Annotated in this window: 16 protein-coding genes; 8 read left to right on the top strand and 8 right to left on the bottom strand. The window is 51.5% G+C overall.

Annotated elements, in window-relative coordinates; all coding sequences use genetic code 11:
• Positions 1 to 18: 18 nt before the first annotated feature.
• From ABEH87_RS05405 to lptG, 3 genes are read left to right on the top strand one after another with little or no spacing between them, the layout of a single operon-like run.
• Positions 19 to 576: a YtfJ family protein gene (locus ABEH87_RS05405; RefSeq protein WP_346576144.1), complete on the top strand. Its 558-nt coding sequence runs from the start codon at positions 19 to 21 to the stop codon at positions 574 to 576.
• Between the two features lie 21 nt (positions 577 to 597).
• The gene (lptF, locus tag ABEH87_RS05400) at positions 598 to 1668 is read left to right on the top strand and encodes an LPS export ABC transporter permease LptF (RefSeq protein WP_346574633.1); all 1071 of its coding nucleotides are present in this window, start codon (positions 598 to 600) and stop codon (positions 1666 to 1668) included.
• On the top strand, positions 1665 to 2747 hold the full coding sequence (gene lptG / locus ABEH87_RS05395; RefSeq protein WP_346574631.1) for an LPS export ABC transporter permease LptG: 1083 nt from the start codon (positions 1665 to 1667) through the stop codon (positions 2745 to 2747). The genes lptF and lptG overlap by 4 nt, the downstream gene beginning before the upstream one ends.
• A 66-nt stretch (positions 2748 to 2813) precedes the next feature.
• On the opposite strand, the gene ABEH87_RS05390 is transcribed toward lptG, so the two are convergent.
• Genes ABEH87_RS05390 through ABEH87_RS05375 form a run of 4 tightly spaced genes read right to left on the bottom strand, consistent with a single transcriptional unit; the run spans position 2814 to position 6923 of the window.
• Entirely contained in the window at positions 2814 to 3986 is a 1173-nt protein-coding gene (locus tag ABEH87_RS05390; protein ID WP_346574629.1) for an aminotransferase class I/II-fold pyridoxal phosphate-dependent enzyme, read from the bottom strand.
• Positions 3973 to 4233 carry an acyl carrier protein gene (locus ABEH87_RS05385; protein ID WP_346574627.1) on the bottom strand — a complete coding sequence of 87 codons (261 nt, stop codon included), beginning with the start codon at positions 4231 to 4233 and terminating at the stop codon, positions 3973 to 3975. Before ABEH87_RS05385 ends, ABEH87_RS05390 begins: the two co-directional genes overlap by 14 nt.
• A 30-nt stretch (positions 4234 to 4263) precedes the next feature.
• Positions 4264 to 5178 (bottom strand): NAD-dependent epimerase/dehydratase family protein, encoded by a 915-nt coding sequence (locus ABEH87_RS05380; protein WP_346574625.1) that lies wholly within the window; start codon positions 5176 to 5178, stop codon positions 4264 to 4266.
• A gap of 5 nt (positions 5179 to 5183) precedes the next feature.
• The gene (locus tag ABEH87_RS05375) at positions 5184 to 6923 is read right to left on the bottom strand and encodes a fatty acyl-AMP ligase (RefSeq protein ID WP_346574623.1); all 1740 of its coding nucleotides are present in this window, start codon (positions 6921 to 6923) and stop codon (positions 5184 to 5186) included.
• 665 nt (positions 6924 to 7588) lie between these two features.
• Between ABEH87_RS05375 and ABEH87_RS05370 the strand changes: the two genes are divergently transcribed.
• On the top strand, positions 7589 to 8716 hold the full coding sequence (locus tag ABEH87_RS05370) for an N-acetyltransferase (protein ID WP_346574621.1): 1128 nt from the start codon (positions 7589 to 7591) through the stop codon (positions 8714 to 8716).
• Positions 8717 to 8922: 206 nt separating this feature from the next.
• On the opposite strand, the gene ABEH87_RS05365 is transcribed toward ABEH87_RS05370, so the two are convergent.
• Entirely contained in the window at positions 8923 to 9336 is a 414-nt protein-coding gene (locus tag ABEH87_RS05365; protein ID WP_346574619.1) for a hypothetical protein, read from the bottom strand.
• 486 nt (positions 9337 to 9822) lie between these two features.
• On the opposite strand from ABEH87_RS05365, the gene ABEH87_RS05360 reads away from it, so the two are divergent.
• Positions 9823 to 10428 carry a LysE family translocator gene (locus ABEH87_RS05360; RefSeq protein ID WP_346574618.1) on the top strand — a complete coding sequence of 202 codons (606 nt, stop codon included), beginning with the start codon at positions 9823 to 9825 and terminating at the stop codon, positions 10426 to 10428.
• A 179-nt stretch (positions 10429 to 10607) separates the two neighbouring features.
• Here the strand turns inward: ABEH87_RS05360 and ABEH87_RS05355 are convergent, their stop codons facing one another.
• The gene (locus tag ABEH87_RS05355; protein ID WP_346574616.1) at positions 10608 to 11819 is read right to left on the bottom strand and encodes an MFS transporter; all 1212 of its coding nucleotides are present in this window, start codon (positions 11817 to 11819) and stop codon (positions 10608 to 10610) included.
• A gap of 62 nt (positions 11820 to 11881) precedes the next feature.
• Here ABEH87_RS05355 and ABEH87_RS05350 point away from each other — a divergent pair, with 62 nt between their 5' ends.
• Both ABEH87_RS05350 and ABEH87_RS05345 read left to right on the top strand, forming a co-directional pair.
• Positions 11882 to 12907, top strand: a complete 1026-nt coding sequence (locus tag ABEH87_RS05350; RefSeq protein ID WP_346574614.1) for an AraC family transcriptional regulator — start codon at positions 11882 to 11884, stop codon at positions 12905 to 12907.
• A gap of 570 nt (positions 12908 to 13477) precedes the next feature.
• On the top strand, positions 13478 to 15787 hold the full coding sequence (locus ABEH87_RS05345; RefSeq protein ID WP_346574612.1) for an FdhF/YdeP family oxidoreductase: 2310 nt from the start codon (positions 13478 to 13480) through the stop codon (positions 15785 to 15787).
• A 97-nt stretch (positions 15788 to 15884) separates the two neighbouring features.
• Here ABEH87_RS05345 and ABEH87_RS05340 read toward each other — a convergent pair whose 3' ends face one another.
• The gene (locus tag ABEH87_RS05340) at positions 15885 to 16523 is read right to left on the bottom strand and encodes a hypothetical protein (RefSeq protein WP_346574610.1); all 639 of its coding nucleotides are present in this window, start codon (positions 16521 to 16523) and stop codon (positions 15885 to 15887) included.
• A 106-nt stretch (positions 16524 to 16629) separates the two neighbouring features.
• Positions 16630 to 16944 (bottom strand): hypothetical protein, encoded by a 315-nt coding sequence (locus ABEH87_RS05335; RefSeq protein WP_346574608.1) that lies wholly within the window; start codon positions 16942 to 16944, stop codon positions 16630 to 16632.
• A gap of 388 nt (positions 16945 to 17332) precedes the next feature.
• On the opposite strand from ABEH87_RS05335, the gene ABEH87_RS05330 reads away from it, so the two are divergent.
• Positions 17333 to 17895 (top strand): MFS transporter (locus ABEH87_RS05330; RefSeq protein ID WP_346574606.1); only part of this gene is annotated, 563 nt, incomplete at its 3' end.

Genomic DNA, 17895 nt, shown 5'->3' with positions numbered 1-17895 from the left:
TTCAAGAAAGGATGCACTATGATATTAAGTCGTTTACTGGTTGTTTCAATATTATTATTTTCGCTGGTGGCCAGTGCACATAATTTCCTTACCGGTCACCGGGTTCCACCGATAGCTGTGACAAACCGGGGGGAACTTTTACTCAATAATCAACATATTCACTATCAGCCCTGGCAGAGTTCACAGTTCGCCGGGAAGGTTCGTGTTGTGCAATATATCGCCGGACGTACCTCGGCGAAAAATAAAAATTCAATGCTAATCGGGGCAATAAAGAACGCAAATTTTCCGACCGACCAGTTTCAACCTACGACCATCGTCAACACTGACGATGAGATCCCCGGCTCTGGTTATTTTGTGCGTAAAAAGATTGAGAAAAATAAACGGCGCTATCCCTGGGCACAATTCATTATCGACAGTGAGGGGCTGGGCCGAAAAGCCTGGCAACTTGATGAGGAGAGTTCAACCATTTTACTTCTGGACAAACATGGCCGCGTTCAGTGGGCAAAAGATGGCTCACTGACGCCGCAGGAAGTCACTCAGGTGCTGACCAGGGTCCGTAAGCTGCTTAATAAATAGTCATTGGGATGTCCGGACGTCATGTATCTGATAGAGCGCTACATTGTGACTCAGACCCATCGGTTAATTCTGACCATCGTGGGTTTCTTAATCTTTATTTTTGCCAGTTATTCCGCCCAGCGCTATCTGACCGAAGCGGCCAACGGCACTCTGGCCCTGAAGGTGGTGGCTGACATCGTGTTCTACAAAGTACTGATTGCACTGGAGATGCTGCTTCCCGTGGGCCTCTATGTTTCAGTCGGTGTGACTTTGGGCCAGCTTTACAGCGACTCAGAAATTACGGCTATTTTTGCGTCTGGCAGCAGTCCGCTAAGGCTCTATAAGGCCGTGATGTTTCTGGCTGTTCCGCTGGGAATACTGGTTATGCTGCTTTCTCTGTATGCCAGGCCCTGGGCCTACGGACAGATTTATCAGCTGGAGCAGCAGTCGCAGTCTGAACTGGACGTCCATCATCTGAGTGCTGACAAGTTTAACGTTAATGATGAGGGCAGGATGGTTCTGGCGGCAAAGATTGACCCGGCGACCAGCATATTGACCGATGCCCTGATTTATACCTCCTCAGGAATCAAAAGCAGCATCTACCGCGCCAGAATGGTCAAGGTGACCGACCCGTCGCCAACCCGTCCTACGGTGATGCTGCATTCCGGTACGTCTTACGTGCTGGACCATCAGGGAAAAGATGATAACGAAACGATCTACCAGCACCTCAATCTGCATCTCAAACCGGTCGTTCAGAACCTGAAAGTTAAGCGTAAGTCGGCATCGTTATCTGCACTGGCGCGGTCGACCAGCCTGGCGGACAGGGCAGAATTGCAGTGGAGAGAGACCCGTGGCGTCAGCACGATTTTGATGGCACTTTTAGCCGTCTCGCTGAGCCGTCTGAAACCCCGGCAGGGGCGTTTTGCCACGCTGCTTCCGTTAACCGTATTATTTACCGCTATTTTTTACGGCGGTAATCTCAGCCGCACCCTGGTAGCAAATGGTGCCATTCCCCTTATTCCGGGGGTATGGCTGGTGCCTGTTATGATGCTGATCGGGGTTCTTTTCCTGATCGCGCGCGACCTTTCACTCCTGCAGAAACCTTTTCGATGAACATTTTCAGACGCTATTTAATCCGCAACGTCTTTCTTGGCTTTGCAGCGGCGGCGGGGCTTTTACTCCCCCTGTTCACCACGTTTAATCTGATTAACGAACTTGATGATGTCAGTCCCGGCGGCTATCGCTGGACACAGGCGGTGATGGTGGTGCTTATGACGATGCCCAGAAGCCTGATCGACCTGGGGCCATTTATTGCGCTGCTAGGAGGGATCGTCGGTCTGGGGCAATTATCGAAAAGTCTGGAGTTAACGGCCATACGCACGGCGGGTGTTTCTGTTGTTGGCATTGCCGGGGCGATTTTGTGTGCCGGATTGATATTTACGCTCACGCTGGCTGCGCTCGATGAGTGGGTGGCTTCTCCGTTACAGCAGCGCGCATTGCAGCTGAAAAACGTCGCTATGGCTCAGGATAAGGAGAGTAATGACAGCGTTGCAAACAGGCTATGGGCGAAGCGTGGCAACGAATTTGCTACGGTAAAAACCCTGGATGAACATCATCAGCCGGTGGGCATTGAGGTCTTTTATTACCGGCCCGACCTCTCTCTGGCGTCTTATCTCTTTGCGGAAAAGGCCAGCGTTCTTGCTAACGGAATATGGGTGCTGCACGGCGTTAATCAGAAGCAGTGGACGGGGCGTACAGAGACGGTAACACACTTGACGACGTTGCAATGGCACTCCATTTTTACCCGCATCAGTCTGGCGGAACTCATGCTGCCCAGCGACAGCTTTTCCATTCACCAGCTCTGGCAGTACATCCATTACCTGCGGGATACTCACCAGCCGGATAGCGAGTTTCAGATTGCGCTATGGCAAAAGCTGGGGCGGCCGCTACTGACCCTGGCGATGATTTTGCTGGCGATCCCGTTTACGTTCAGCACGCCCCGATCGCCAGGCCTGGGAAGCCGCCTGGCTGTGGGCGTGATAGTAGGCCTGCTTACCTATATCAGCTATCAAATCATTGTGAATTTAGGGCTGCTATTTGCTCTGAATGTGCTGCTAACCACGCTGGCACCCGCAGCACTGCTGCTGCTGCTCGCTATGGGGCTGGTATATTGGTTTGATCGGCGTCATTAACGGAGCGGGGAAGGAAGACATGCCGCCACAGGTCTGTGTACGGCATGATAGTACGGTACGGGGCGTCTAGTTTTTCAGCTCAGCAAAGGCCTGAATAATACGATCGATTTGCTCTTCGCTGTGTGCGGCATTCACACTGCAGCGCAGTAACGTAATATCTGACGGGGCTGCCGGCGGTAGCACCAGGTTCACATAGACGTTTTTCTCAATCAGGGCGCGCCAGAAGCTTAAACCATCCTCTTTTGATCCGATCATCACCGGTACCACCGGACTGATGTGGGGGCCAAGCTGATAACCTGAGGCCGCCAGGCCCCGGTAGAGTCTGCGGGCATGACTCCACAGTTTCTCACGCAGTTCAGGATGCTGCGTAATGGTTTTTAGTGAGGAGCGGACGGAGGCGATACTCGACGGTGAGGGCGAAGCCGTGAAGATATAAGGACGACTGCTGTAGCGCAGAACCTCCATCGCGCGGGGGCCGACGGCAAAACCGCCAATAGAAGCCAGGCTTTTGCTGAAGGTGCCAACAATAATATCCACATCCTGCTCTACGCCAAGGGCTTCTGCCAGGCCCCGTCCATTCGCGCCCATGACGCCGAAGGAATGGGCTTCATCAACCACTAAATAACCGCCGAGACGTCGCTTGATGTCGACAATTTCCTTCAGCGGAGCCACATCACCCAGCATGCTGTAAATGCCCTCAACGATGATGATGGCTTCGCGAGCTTTCTCCCCCAGACGCATCATACGGCGCTCAAGATCCCCGGCGTCGTTGTGGCGAAAGCGGATAATGGTTGCCCCCCCCAGTGCGCAGGCGTCATAGATGCTGGCGTGGCTGTCCGCATCCAGTAATACAATGGTTCCGGGACCGGCAAGCGTACTGATTATCCCCAGGTTAGCGGTGTAACCGGTTGAGAACACGATAGCAGCAGGGCGGTTAAAAAATGCTGCAATTTCCTGCTCTAAGGCGAGATGTGAACCGTAGCTGCCGTTCGCCATGCGCGACCCGGTGGTTCCGGTACCCTGACTGCTTAATGCCGCCTGAGCATCCGCAATCGCCTGCGGATTAAAGGTCAGACCGAGGTAGTTATTAGTGCCAGCCAGAATGACCTTTTTATTCCCTATTCGCCCTTCCGTGGCGGAGTAAATCTCATCAATACAGGTGCCGAATGGATTAAGCCCGGATGTCTGAAACTGTTTCCGGTAATCAGCAAGGCGTGCAAAACGATCATAGAGACCCATAGGTTTTCTCCAGATGTGGGAGCAATGCGTCTCGTAATTGTCCGGGGGTTCTGACGTCCAGCAATATATTGATAGGGATAGGAATATCAAATCTGTCTTCCAGCATCATCAACAGATCCATCACCTTGATAGATTCCAGACCTAACTCATCAACGAGGTCGCTTTCTGGTTTGATTTCCAGTTCGCTGGCGACCATTCCTCTTAAACACTTAAGGATGTAATCCATCACCGCTTCATGATTTAGCATAGAAACCTTAACTTCCCTTTAGTCAGATGATCAAAATAGTCTTTCACGCAGCGCGTGCTCCAGACTTATCTCCGGACGCCACGTAATCTGTTCAGTGCAAACTTTATTGCTTGCTGACCAGTCGTGGTGTGTTAATTCATGGATTTTGCTGCGCGTCAGCATGGGTTCCCTGCGGGTTAAATGGGCGAAAAAGACGCTGATGTCGGCAAGCAGTTTGAGTACGGGTAAAGGAACACCGACTAACCGTACAGGGCCCTGACGCACCCTGGCACCTATCTCCTGCAAGCGCTGCCAGTTATACCCTCCGTCAACCCCGTCACAGAGTTCGCAGGGGCGGGTGGGTTGGGGAGCAGAGGCTAACCACTGGCCCACGGCCTGGGCTAAATCACTGACGTGAATAAACGACAGCCGTGACTCCGGTGAGCCGAGGCAGGGGAGAACGCCACGCAGCAGCCAGGTCAACACCGGCTTGAGTTCTTTGTCACCCGGCCCATAAACGGCCGTTGGCCGGAAAATGCCCAGTGATGTTTGCGTGGCCATGGTGGTTAACTGCTGTTCGGCAACAGACTTCGACTTCGCATACCAGGAGAGTTCTGGATGACGTGCCGCCAGAGAAGAGATAAATAAGAAGCGTCTGCAGCCACGACTCTCTTCAGCCGCCTGCATCAGGCGCAGGCTACCAGTGACATTACCTTCAGTAAAAATGCTTTCTTTGTGCCCACGAACCACGCCCGCACAGTGAACCACACTGTCAGCGCCATCTACCAGTTCTGCCAGTGCGTCAGGGTGTTCCAGTGAACCCTTTATCCAGGTCACGTTGGTCACTGTGCCTGTATCGGGTTTACGAGTCAGTGCCCTGACGGCAAAACCGCGTGAGAGCAAATTCTCAGCAATATGCCTGCCGATAAACCCTGTCATACCGGTCAACGCTACTGTTCGGGTCATGTTGTTTACCCTGCCAGTTCAATATGAGGGCTGATAGCGTCAGTCAGCGCAGTGAGGTAGCGTTTTCGGGCCTCTGCGCGCGCAGGTTTCCCCGACGAGGTCCGGGGGATACTGTGTGGCGGCAGAAGTTCAATATCGACAGCCACGCCGAACTCGCTTTGAATATGTGCGGTCAGGGAGTGAACGATTTGTTCCCGACGCTCTTCAGAGCTGAATTTGCACTGAATCTGCAAAATAATTCGTGCGCCCTCGTCGTGATCCTGGTGGGTGACAAAAGCAATCGCATCACCCGAATGGATTTCCGGCTCCTGCTCCGCAACATATTCAATATCCTGCGGCCAGATATTACGGCCGCGAATAATAATCAGGTCTTTCTTTCGCCCCGTGACGTACAGATAGCCATTGAGCAGGTAACCTAAATCGCCGGTATCCATCCACCCTGTTGCCTGAATTTTTTGCTGCGAGGCGGCATCCTGGAAATAGCCGCTCATTAAGCTGGGGCCGGAAATAAAGATATGGCCCACTTCGCGCTCTGCCAGAGTGACACCCTTTTCGCTGCGGATTTCAATCCGGTGGTGAGGCAGCGCTTTGCCACAGTTAACAAAGGTAGAGGTCGCTTTTGTTTTTCTACCCGGCGGCACGGCTTTACTTTCGTATTCCAGAATACTGCGGTCAACGTGATCAACCAGCACGCCTGAGGCCTCTGGCGAAAAGCTTACGGCTAGGCTATTTTCCGCCAACCCGTAACAGGGCATAAACGCCTGACTGTTGAAGTTGGCGCTGCTGAAGTGTTCGGCAAACAGCTCCAACTGCCCGGCAGATATCGGTTCAGCCCCGATCCCCGCCACACGCCAGCTTGAGAGATCCACTTCGGCTAATTCTTTTGCGTTACTTCGTCGCAAGCACAGGTCGTAACCAAAGGGAGGGGCCACGGTCACCGTACAGCGGTTTTTACCGATCAATTTCAGCCACTGCATGGGGCGCATGGCGAAATCCTGTGTACGTAAATAGTCAACGGATAACTGAGTGGCCACCGGGGTTAACAGGAAACCCACTAACCCCATATCGTGATAGAAAGGGAGCCAGGAGACGCAGCGATCGCCGGCACGTAATTTTATGCCGTCATGGCTGATAGCCTGCAGGTTCGACATCACCGCACGATGAGTAATAATGACGCCGCGAGGAAAACGCGTACTGCCAGACGTATATTGCAGATAAGCAATATCTTCAGGCGAGGGGGGCGGCAGCTCGGTTTCTTTCTCAGGCAGAGATTCGAGGCCTGCGTTGCTGAGAATATGCAGATCCGGGGCATCGGCAGTGGCTGAATGAATCAGAGGAAGCCACTCTTCACTGCTAATAACGGCGGCGGGCTGACAGTTGGCCAGTAAACCGTGGAGTTTAGAAATATAGGAGTCACGCTGACCTACGCCCATTGGAATTGCCAGCGGCACGGCGACTAAACCCGCGTACTGGCAGGCAAAAAAGGCCTCCACGAATCCCACATTGGTTTCAGCAATAAGAGCAACCCGGTCGCCTTTGTGAAGGTTCAGCGATAACAGACGCCGTGCTCCCGCCATGGCACGATGTTTCAGTAAGCGATATTCCAGAACCGCAGTCAGCTGATTACGACGGTCGTAAAAATTCATCCCTGTATTTCCTTCAGCGGCATAATCCAGCGCTTCCACCAGAGTGGGGAAGTCAGCATAGCGCATGGGAAGGGAGTGGGTTGAGCTTGTTTCAGACATATACAATGAAGCCATAGATTCAGAATTACCAAGATGATACAGAGAGCCACGCAAGTTAAAGGTCATTATTTTGTAAAAAATTTACTCAGTAACTTTAGTGTGATGAGTTTTCTTTAGCATTTGTGATTAATCATGATTTATTGATGGTTAACACAAAAACCTCATGTATGGATTGCCATTGTTATTCAGGTTCATTAGATTGCGCCGTTTTTTAAGGACGTTAGAGATACCCATTTTTTCGGCCGCCGTGGGCCGCTGTGACATATAGCTAACATATTGGATGAATATACTGAGGTATTATGACGGCATGTTTTTCAAAAAGGTATGGTTACTTTTATAATGCTACTGATAAAGGCATTAAGTGGTAAAAATACCCCTGTTTATTAAGATAATTTCTGCAACATATTAAGTTTGGGTGTTATTGGCTAAAGATTCTGGTAGGGATTGTGTCAGTAATGATTTCTGGGTGGTGAAATCATTTTCTGCACTCTTTCTTAATAAATGGTGCGTTAGATTATTTTAAATGACGACAGCTTTTTTGAGCGACTGTTGCAATATTTTTTCGTTGGAAAAGGTCGACCAGGGTTAACCGCAGCAAACCGCAAGCTTACGCTGTTCGGATAGGTTTACTGTGTTCTGGTGAATAACAAAAAATTAAGGTTTCTATGATTCTTGTTGAAAAAGTCAATCATAAGCATGAGCTTAAGGAGTTCATTGCTTTCCCCGCGACATTATATCCTGATGACCCTGCCTGGATTGATCCATTGTATATTGAGCGCGCAGAACATCTTTCTGAGAAAAATCCAGGCACTGAGCATATCAAATGGCAGGCCTGGATTGCGCGAAAAGAGGGGCGGATTGTCGGGAGGATTACGGCACAGATTGATACCTTACATCGCAAACTTTATGGTGACGATACCGGACATTTCGGGTTGATAGATGCTGTTAATGATGCGGAGGTGTTTCGCGCATTATTTAATGCCGCAGAGATATGGTTAACGTCTCAGGGGGCGCGCAGAATCACCGGCCCCTTTGGTTTGAATATTAACCAGGAAAGTGGTTTGCTGATTAATGGTTTTGACCGTCCACCCTCGGCACTGATGGCTCACGGTAAACCTTATTATGGTGCCAGAGTCGAAGAGCAGGGGTATGTTAAAGGAACGGACTTACTGGCCTACTGGATGCGTCTCGCTGAACTGCATTTCTCCCCGTCAATCACCAGGCTGATGGACAAAGTTCGCCAGAAGGTGACGATTCGCCGCCTCAACCGTAAAAAGTTCGCTGAAGAAATGCAGGTTATGCGGGACATTTTCAATTCCGGCTGGCAGAAAAATTGGGGGTTTGTTCCTTTTACCGAGCATGAGTTTGCCACCATGGGCGATCAGCTGAAGATTTTAGTCCCAGACGATATGATCTATATTGCCGAGATAGATGCAACGCCGTGTGCTTTTATTGTTGGTTTACCTAATATTAATGAGGCTATCGCGAATCTAAAGGGGCGATTATTACCCTTTGGTTGGGCAAAACTGTTATGGCGATTAAAAGTCAGTGGCGTCCGCACGGCGCGGGTGCCTTTGATGGGGGTGCGGCTGGAATATCAATTTAGTCGCACAGGTCCCATTATGGCGTTACTACTGATTGAGGCATTGCGCGACTCATTCGCAAAACACAATATCGACGCTTTAGAGATGTCCTGGATTCTTGAGGCCAACAGCGGGATGCGAAACATGCTTGAGCGTATCGGAGCGGTGCCCTATAAACGCTATCGCCTGTATGAAAAGCAGCTCGGCTGAGCGCATCGCTGAGGCGATATTGCCGCATTAAAAAAGCTCACGCCGCAGCGTGGGCTTTCCTTTGGCTGTGAGTTTAACGGGTTCGGAAAACATCGGAATTCCGACACCCTGGACTTACCTTTTTCTGTTTGTCTGGTCGAAAATAAATCTATTAGCATATTTCTTTAACCGTCCTTGTACCTCGAGCCTGATTTAGGTCATACGCCTCAATGCCAGTAAACCAGATAAGTCAGTGCGGCAGCCGAAAAGAAAGCATAGGGGCTTAAAAGCAAAACATCCGAATAAGGAATGTCAAATATCCTGGTAACAGGCCATGCCAGTACAACCAGCCATATCAAGAGCGTGGCACACACTATGAAAAAGCTACCCTTTACGGAAGCATCAGGATAAAACCGCTCTGAAATCATCGCTAATGGTACGCCGATCATGAAAGAACCTATCATGGTCCCAATAATGCTTGTCATGACGATAAAGAGATAAGTAAAAATGAGGCCCGGTGCGGATGTGCTGCTATTTCCCCAGGAAAGATATATTAAAACGAGCAATGAACCCACAATACTACTAAAAATTGCTGCTCTCGTAGATGCCACAATCAAACTGTCGTCAATCATTTTCTTCATAATTTTCTCTACGTTTGAGCAGCTCTACTTCATGCGGCGTAACCGCTTGAATTTTCGGCGTGAGGTTTGAGCGCAAAACAGGGCTACAGCACGACACCGTCGCGCGATCCGATGAACAGTATAGCAAAATCAATTAGAGGTAAAATGATGCCTGAATCAATGCGTCATAATGATGCAATGGACTTCGTTGAATAAATCAAACTTTTGCTGAGTTGAAGGATAAGATCACACATCATCCGACATGTAGCTGTCTGTGTGATGATGAGCCAGCCCAGGAATGTCCGTTACCGCTTCACCGTATGGCTTGTCTGAAAATGTCCGCTTCTGGCACGAAGGGGATGAGTTACCTGAGCTAAAGGTCCGCTCTGAGCGAGAAGCGGAGCTTTTATTCATGACGATTACCTGTTTTCGTTGCTCTGAACAGTACATCCTTACGAAGCGTTTTGACTGGCAAACTAACAGAGTGTCAATTACTATCCTAAATCTATGGATGTGAACATTTTTGGCTTTATGCCAGCACTACTCCCTGTTGCACTGTCCCCTGGAGCAAGTTTCACTCTCGTTATGAACAGCGCTCTGGCAGGGGGTCACAAAGGCCTATTCAGAACTCTTGCCGGAACAGCTTTGGGTATATATACCCATGCGGTTTTTATCGGGCTTGGTCTCACTGCTGTGCTCATCTCGTCTCCAGCAACTTTTGCTGTGCTTAAAGTTGTTGGAACTGCTTATCTGCTTTGGTTAGGAGCGATGCTTATCCGCAGCGGGATAACAGTAAATACAGGCGGGTTTACTGATACAAAGTATTTGGTAACTTTAAAAGAGGCCTGGCTGGCTAATGTTTTGAACCCTAAAGCCATCCTTTTTTATCTGACAGTCGTTTCTCAGTTTGCAGGGATAAAGGGAGGCGTTTGCAACTACCTGACGCTGGCTTCAGTACATGTAGTGGTTATGAGCATTTGGCTTTACGCAGTCAGTCAAATACTGATCTTTTCATTTAAAAAAACCAACCCATTAATGCTTAAAAAATACGTCAACATTGCCGGCGGGATGTTGCTCATTGCTTTTTCTCTGTGGGGGATCACCAAATTCTAATTCAGAGAAACCAATAGTTTTTTCTTCTTTTCTAATCTCGAATGTCACTTCGTTCTCCCTGAATCATTGATGTTTTGGCGACAAACTCGTTAATAAATTAAGAAATTGCGCTATTTTTTTTCAGGCCAGCCATTTGGGTCAGCTGGCCGTCATTTGAAACGGTGTTATCTGGTGCGTGGTCAGGTCAGCGCAACCCGCACCTTTAGTCCGATAACCAGGGTGGCCAGGAACATGATGCAACCCGCGGTGATGAAAACGCCAGTTACGCCACTGATACCAAAGAGTAAACCTCCCAGCGCAGCACCAGCAGCAATTGAGGACTGAACCGCTGCGACGACCATGCCGCCGGCGGTTTCAGCCTGATCTGGCACGGAACGAGCTACCCAGTTTGACCACGCAACGGGTACGCCACCAAATGCCATCCCCCATAACGCGACCAACAACATCAACCCTGTTTCCTCCAGCGGCAGTAAAATCATGCCCAATGCCGCTAAACCCACCACCGCCGGCATGACTATCAGGGTAAGACGAAGGCTTCTCTCCATCAGCCACCCGGCCAACAGCGTACCGATAAAATTAGCGACACCGAATCCCAGCAGTATTAAAGACAAACGATCCACATCAAGTTGGGCAATATTTTCAAGAGCCGGGCGAATGTAGGTGAACAGCGCATACTGGCCAGTATGAGCAATGACACATCCCGTCATTCCCATCGCAATGCCGGGGCGACGGAGCAAATCCATGACAGATGCCGTCATCATCATTTTACGCGGAGCCATGCCAGGAAGGGTAAATAGCTGAAAGAGAAGTGTTAGCACGCCTACTGCGCTTGCCGCGAGAAAAGCGCTGCGCCAGCCATAAAGCCCGCCTAAATAGCTCCCCAATGGGATCGATACTACGGTACCGACGGCAATCCCGCTAAAAATAATGGAGAGCGCGCGTGGGACACGTTTCGCAGGGACCAGCCGCATTGCTACGGCTGCAGCCATACTCCAGAAGCCTCCCAGCGCAATGCCCAGCAGAATGCGCATGACTAACAGAACAGCCAGACTGGATGAAAGTGCGACAAGCAGGTTGGAGGCAATCATCAGCACGGTAAAACCCAGCAAAACCTTTCGGCGATCGTGATTACGCGTCAGGCGGGGAACCATCAGACCAGCAAACAGAGCCACCACAGCCGTTACTGTCACCGCCTGACCAGCCAGTGCTTCGGTCACACCGAGATCGGCGGCCATGGGTGTTAACAGGCTGGCAGGAAGATATTCTGCAGTCAGCAAGCCAAACACGCCCATCGCCAGTGAAATGACGGCCATCCATGCCGGTTCTTTGGGTTCCATACTATTGAAACTGGCGGATACAGTTTCAGTTGTTTCAGTTGCTTCAATTCTCATAACACACTCTTCTTAGGAAAAAATTACAGCTCCAAGTCTAGAGTTGAACAACTGGACGATCTATGATGGCGCATCTTGATTTTTTACCCGAAACTCCGATTATGCATGAAAGTAAACATTTTGCCCTGTCATCCGAGCTCATCAGCGAACTGCTGCTGGAAATGCGCCTGCGCGGCGTTCAGTATCGCCGCTTCCAGACTGGCTCTGAGTTTGGCGTCGGTTTTAGCAACAGGCCGGGATACGCCTATTTCCATTACATCGCTGTGGGTACTGCTCTGCTTCGCACACACGACGGTACGCTGCACGAGCTAAAAGCCGGGAGCATGGTATTCATACCTCAGGGTGAGGATCATCAGCTTCTATCGGATGCCAGCTGTTCATTTCAACATATCGACACGTTAGGCTCTGCTCCTCTGGGCGATGCCGTGAGCGGAATCAATACTTGCCCCAGTTCGCTTTCGACACCCAGCACGGTTCTGTTTTATGGCTGTATGGAGTTCGATCTCGGTGGAATGCAGGGTCTTGGTAAACTGATGCCGCAAGCCATAGTGGTTGAGGCCAATGAACAGAGCTATCCGGGGCTGGTCCCCATTGTGGGCGCGATGAAATTTGAAATCTGTTCCGGACGCGCTGGCTTCGCGGGAATTCTGGCACGCCTCGCTGAGGTGGCGGCTGCCATGATCGTGCGTGGGTGGATCGAAAACGGCAGCGAGAATGCCGCGGGCCTTATCGCAGCCTTACGGGATCCGCGACTTGCCCGGGCCATTCTGGCCATTCATCGCGATACGGGCCGGGAGTGGACCGTTGCTGAGCTTGCTGCCCAGTCGCATGTGTCACGTTCTGTTTTTGCTGAACGCTTTAAGTCAATCATTGGCATCCCCCCCCTGCGCTATGCAAGGGAGGTACGAATGCGTCTCGCAGGTCATTGGATTAATCACGATAAGATTTCAATTGATACGGTAGCCTTACGCCTCGGCTATGCCTCACAGGCAGCGTTTAGCAGAGCTTTTAAGCGCATCACTGGATATCCGCCGGGCGCTATGCGGCAGCGATCAGCGATCAGCGAAAAGCGGACGTCGGGATTTTAGAAATATTGAAACTGCGTAAAAGAAGAATGGCATCGGAACAAGACGGTTACAGCAGTCGGCCTGAATATTGACTTATTCAACGCTGATGACGTTCATGTTCGATATCCTCCTAATAAGATCGAAACCGAATCTAAGCATTCAGTTAAAACGGCACAACCGAAATTCAGACGATCATTTTTTTGCAAGTTTGTCAGGTCAGTCTGGTCTGTGGGGCAGATCAAGGAGTAACGTTTTGGGGTCTGCTCCTGGCACAGGGCTGCTGTAGCAACCCTGATAATCCTCGACGTCAATCGGTTCAGAAACGCCAACGCATCACCGACTTTAATACACAGATAACGAACCGTGTTTTCCAGTGTCGTATCCCTTCACGTGCAAAAAAAGAAAAACGTAACCAGTTGCTAACCAGAGCCGGCCCATCAGTTTTTCTTTGCTACTTTTAATTTACAAAATCAACCTCAGAAGAGGGGATATTCAGACCCAGGCTTCACTTTTGACATTGTTTTTCTCAGGTCACCACACCCGCAGGCGCGGCAGCGCTGTTGATTTCCTTTATGTGAGCCCGGAGTCGTAATGAGCAAAAAAACACACCGTACCGTGCCAGGCGTCCATCCCTATGATGGCCCCGCAGGCGGCTGGGGCGCCCTGAAAGCGACGGCCATTGCCGTAAAAAATCAGATGGATACCCTGAAAGCGCCGCCCACGCTGATGCGCACCAATCAGCCTGACGGCTTTGACTGCCCTGGCTGCGCCTGGCCAGATAAAGATCACAAATCCACCTTCCAGTTCTGTGAAAATGGCGCTAAAGCCGTGACGTGGGAAGCCACCACTAAACGCGTTACGCCAGCGTTTTTAGCCGACAATACCGTGTCATCGCTGCTGGATCGGACAGACTTTGAGCTGGAAGGGTACGGCAGATTGACCACGCCGCTGCGCTATAACCGCGCCTCCGATACCTTTAACGAGCTCAGCTGGGATGACGCCTTCACGATTATCGCCGAAAAACTGGCGGCGCTGCAGCCGGACGAGGTGGAGTTTTACACCTCCGGACGGGCGTCAAACGAGGCGGCCTATCTGTTTCAACTGTTTGCCCGCGAGTACGGCACCAATAATTTCCCGGACTGCTCAAACATGTGCCATGAAGCCACCAGCGTCGGCCTGCCTCAGTCGATTGGTATCGGCAAGGGCACGGTTTCCCTGGATGACTTCGACAGCGCAGAGCTGATCCTCTCCTTTGGACACAACCCCGGAACTAATCATCCGCGCATGATGGGGACGCTGCACGAGCTGGCGCGCCGTGGCGTCCCCATCATCGTCTTCAACCCGATGCGTGAACGCGCGCTGGAGCGCTTTGCCGATCCGCAGAATGTCATGGAGATGGCCACCAACAGCTCAACCGATATCGCCTCCACCTACTATCTGGTTCGCGCCGGCGGTGACTCGGCCGCGCTGAAGGGCATCGCTAAAGCGGTGCTGGCGATTGAGGCCGCGACCGGCGCGGGGCTGGATCACGCCTTTATCCGCGAGCACACCGACGGTTTTGCGCAGTTTGCGGCCGACATCGAGGCCACGTCCTGGGCTTCGGTGGAGCTTGAGTCGGGCCTGACGCAGGCGGAACTCAGTCAGGTGGCCCAGGCTTACGTGAAGTCGAATGCCACCATCCTGACCTACGGTATGGGCATCACTCAGCACAACCGTGGCACTGACAACGTACGTCTGCTGGTTAATCTGCTGCTGTTACGCGGCAACATGGGCAAGCCCGGCGCCGGGGTCTGTCCACTGCGCGGTCACTCCAACGTGCAGGGTAACCGCACGGTGGGGATCACGGAGAAACCTTCTACTGATTTTCTCAGTAAGCTTGAGAAGGTGTTCGGGTTTACGCCCCCGTCGCACCACGGTCACGATGCAGTGCAGGCGATGAAAGCCATCGTGGATCGGCGGTCAAAAGCGCTAATTTGCCTCGGCGGCAATTTTGCCGTGGCGCTGCCTGATTCAGGGGTGAGCTTTCCGGCGATGCGTGAGCTTGAACTCAGCGTCCACATCGGCACCAAGCTGAACCGCACGCACCTTCTGACCGGGAAAGAAACCCTGCTGCTGCCCTGTCTCGGGCGCACCGAACTTGATGAGCAGGACGGCACCCGCCAGTCCGTCACCGTTGAAGACTCGATGTCTATGGTGCATGCGTCTTCTGGCAAGCTGAAGCCAGCTTCGCCGCTGCTGCGATCGGAACCGGCCATTGTCGCCGGGATGGCCAAAGCGGCGCTGCCTGGCACGAGAGTGGCATGGGATGCGCTGATTGCCGATTACAGTCTTATCCGCGATCTGATTGAAAAAACCATTCCCGGCTTTGAGGATTACAACGCGCGTATACGGGAACCCGGTGGCTTCCAGATGCCGCTGCCGCCCCGGGATCGCATCTGGCCGACCCCGAGCGGTAAAGCGATATTTTCGGTTTATCAGGGGACGCATGAGGACCTGTCCGTGCCGGGCGACAACGTCCTGCGTCTCATCACGCTGCGCAGCCACGACCAGTACAATACGACCATCTATGCCCTCGACGATCGCTATCGCGGGGTGTTTGGCCGCCGTGATGTGCTGTTTATGTGCGACGATGACCTTAACCGTCTGGGGCTTGAACACGGGGATGTGGTCGATCTGGAGTCAGCAGTGAAGGGCTACAGTATGCGCCTGGAAGGCATGACGGTGATCCGCTATGCCATCGCCAGGGGATCGATCGGGGCCTACTACCCCGAAGCAAACGTTCTGATCCCTCTTGATTACATCGACAGGGAAAGCGGTACGCCGTCTTACAAATCGGCTCCGGTTCGCATCACGCTGCGGTCACGTGAAATCGCCACCCCCCTGACCCCCGGAGCTGCCTGAACCGATCCTGACGCGGACAGGTGGCCCTCTTCAACTGCACGGCTATCCTTTTCGTCCTGGCGCCGGAGCGTTCCGGCGCGCAATGAAAGGGGGGGGCTTAACGTGATACGGCCGTTCTCTGCGGGGGCTCAATACCTAAAAGCGCAAAATCAAAGGCTTTGTTTTTAATGATTTTCTTATTGGTTCTCAACTTTTCTTTTATACCATCGTGATATAAGGACGGGTTGCAGGTGAGGGCACAGTGAATAAATGCAGCCGGATAGGAATAGTCTCTCGGAGAATACAGAACGTCATCAATCGTCCGTTCTGAAGGCAGGATGCATCCGACAACGACGGGGACATAGTACTCCTCAAGGACGCGCCGGATGTGCCTGGACACCTCACTGGCTTGCTCAGGGCGGGGCACAGCGATATGCCCGTAAATACCGGGACTGAACTTTTTATCCTGCCGTCCTGAAGTGGTAAATGAAAAGCAGGCATCACTGCCCAGGTTGCTTTTATAAGGCATTTCTATTTTAGACAGGCTGTCAAACAGGGGGCCACCAAAGACATGCCCGAGCAGGACAAAGGCGTGCGCCTTGACCAGATACTGCAAAGACAGCTCCGCGACCAGCTTTTTTTCATAGCGAAATTTCAGGCCCCGCTTAACTGCCGTGACGGCCAGTGCGTGACACCCGATATGTTTGAGCTCGTTTTGCAGCTCCCCTTCAAAATAAATCCGATGTTCCTTGCTCATGGCTCACCCTTGTATCAAACCTGTACCTGCACCGTTTTACCCCCGCTGCTGCAACCAACCCCGACCCGACAGGTTGCCAGGCCGAAGAGGTGCCCGCCGGCCCGTCTCAGGCCCCGTCGAATAACGCGCAGGCTTTATCCTGAAGCGCGATGCCGATATCCTCATATCGCGCAAGCTCATCCTGATGATAAAAGGCATCGGCAACACTGAATCCCATAAAGACATCGACAAAGGCCAGTGCCAGCTTCTTCGGGACCGTATCCTGTTCTCTGTAATGATCGATCAGGACATCGATAGCCAAAAACAGCTCGTTGACCTCCTCCGCGGATACGCCTTTTCTGGTGCGAATTTTTAGCGGGATGGCGTTTTCCCCAATCAGTCTTGCACAAACCACCTCAACCGCGCGCTCTGAATCCATCATCCCCTCCCCGAAACCGTTAATCTTACTTCATATCCTCGAGCATCACGCGATGATTTCTTGCCTGCTTCGCTTTCCAAAGTTTAAGGCACAGCGACATCTTTCAGGCCCCTGACCTGAAGGCATTGTGATGATACTGTAAGTATCCCGTATAACAGTGCCATGTGATTTTAGATATCTTGACTGAAAATATCGTAATGTTCGCAAGGTCCGCTTCTGGTACGAAGCGACCGAATTAACTGAGCATAAGGTCCGCTGTGAGCGAGGAGCGGAAGTTATTTCTCTGCTTACCTAAACTGCATAATGCAGTGTAACTATCAGATCATGCTAAAGTATTAGCAAAATACAGACGTTCTAAAATAAATCCTCTTATCCAGAAGCCATTTTCATAATGAAAACATTTACTAAAAAAGTTAGCGTTTTTCACTTCAGTCCTTTTCGTTATCTGTTTGCTGCTCGCCTTCTTACCGTTCTGGGCAATGGTATTGCACCGATTGCATTAGCGTTCGCAGTGCTTGATATTGGCGGATCGGTATCTGATTTAGGTCTCGTTGTTGCGTCCCGCTCCATCTTTAACGTTTTATTCTTGTTGATCGGGGGCGTATTAGCGGACCGCTACTCTCGTAACCAGGTATTGGTATCCTCTTCTGTTATTGCGGCAGTTTCGCAAGCTATTGTCGCATGGTCTGTGTTGGACGGTTCAGCAACTGTGATGAGTCTGGCATTACTTGGAACTTTGAATGGAGCAGCAGCTGGCATCGCATTACCTGCATCCTCAGCACTGGTCCCCCAAACTGTTCCAGTGCAGAATTTGCGAGCAGCGAATGCTGACCCGCTCCCCGTATGTGATCCATTCATAATCAGGAATAACCGGCTTCATTCTGGCTGCATATTCTGGCAACCGGCAGATTTTTCGGCAAATTCAGAGGGCGTCATCCAGCCCAGTGCAGAATG

The organism is Erwinia sp. Eh17-17, from assembly GCF_039675725.1.
Classification (GTDB): domain Bacteria; phylum Pseudomonadota; class Gammaproteobacteria; order Enterobacterales; family Enterobacteriaceae; genus Erwinia.
This window is presented reverse-complemented; position numbering and strand designations above follow the sequence as displayed.

What these genes read in the sequence shown, in the direction of transcription:
- ABEH87_RS05405 (WP_346576144.1), top strand. Translation starts at nt 19, where the DNA reads ATGATATTAAGTCGTTTACTGGTTGTTTCAATATTATTATTTTCGCTG.
- lptF (WP_346574633.1), top strand. Translation starts at nt 598, where the DNA reads ATGTATCTGATAGAGCGCTACATTGTGACTCAGACCCATCGGTTAATT.
- lptG (WP_346574631.1), top strand. Translation starts at nt 1,665, where the DNA reads ATGAACATTTTCAGACGCTATTTAATCCGCAACGTCTTTCTTGGCTTT.
- ABEH87_RS05390 (WP_346574629.1), bottom strand. Translation starts at nt 3,986, where the DNA reads ATGGGTCTCTATGATCGTTTTGCACGCCTTGCTGATTACCGGAAACAG.
- ABEH87_RS05385 (WP_346574627.1), bottom strand. Translation starts at nt 4,233, where the DNA reads ATGCTAAATCATGAAGCGGTGATGGATTACATCCTTAAGTGTTTAAGA.
- ABEH87_RS05380 (WP_346574625.1), bottom strand. Translation starts at nt 5,178, where the DNA reads ATGACCCGAACAGTAGCGTTGACCGGTATGACAGGGTTTATCGGCAGG.
- ABEH87_RS05375 (WP_346574623.1), bottom strand. Translation starts at nt 6,923, where the DNA reads ATGTCTGAAACAAGCTCAACCCACTCCCTTCCCATGCGCTATGCTGAC.
- ABEH87_RS05370 (WP_346574621.1), top strand. Translation starts at nt 7,589, where the DNA reads ATGATTCTTGTTGAAAAAGTCAATCATAAGCATGAGCTTAAGGAGTTC.
- ABEH87_RS05365 (WP_346574619.1), bottom strand. Translation starts at nt 9,336, where the DNA reads ATGAAGAAAATGATTGACGACAGTTTGATTGTGGCATCTACGAGAGCA.
- ABEH87_RS05360 (WP_346574618.1), top strand. Translation starts at nt 9,823, where the DNA reads ATGGATGTGAACATTTTTGGCTTTATGCCAGCACTACTCCCTGTTGCA.
- ABEH87_RS05355 (WP_346574616.1), bottom strand. Translation starts at nt 11,819, where the DNA reads ATGAGAATTGAAGCAACTGAAACAACTGAAACTGTATCCGCCAGTTTC.
- ABEH87_RS05350 (WP_346574614.1), top strand. Translation starts at nt 11,882, where the DNA reads ATGATGGCGCATCTTGATTTTTTACCCGAAACTCCGATTATGCATGAA.
- ABEH87_RS05345 (WP_346574612.1), top strand. Translation starts at nt 13,478, where the DNA reads ATGAGCAAAAAAACACACCGTACCGTGCCAGGCGTCCATCCCTATGAT.
- ABEH87_RS05340 (WP_346574610.1), bottom strand. Translation starts at nt 16,523, where the DNA reads ATGAGCAAGGAACATCGGATTTATTTTGAAGGGGAGCTGCAAAACGAG.
- ABEH87_RS05335 (WP_346574608.1), bottom strand. Translation starts at nt 16,944, where the DNA reads ATGATGGATTCAGAGCGCGCGGTTGAGGTGGTTTGTGCAAGACTGATT.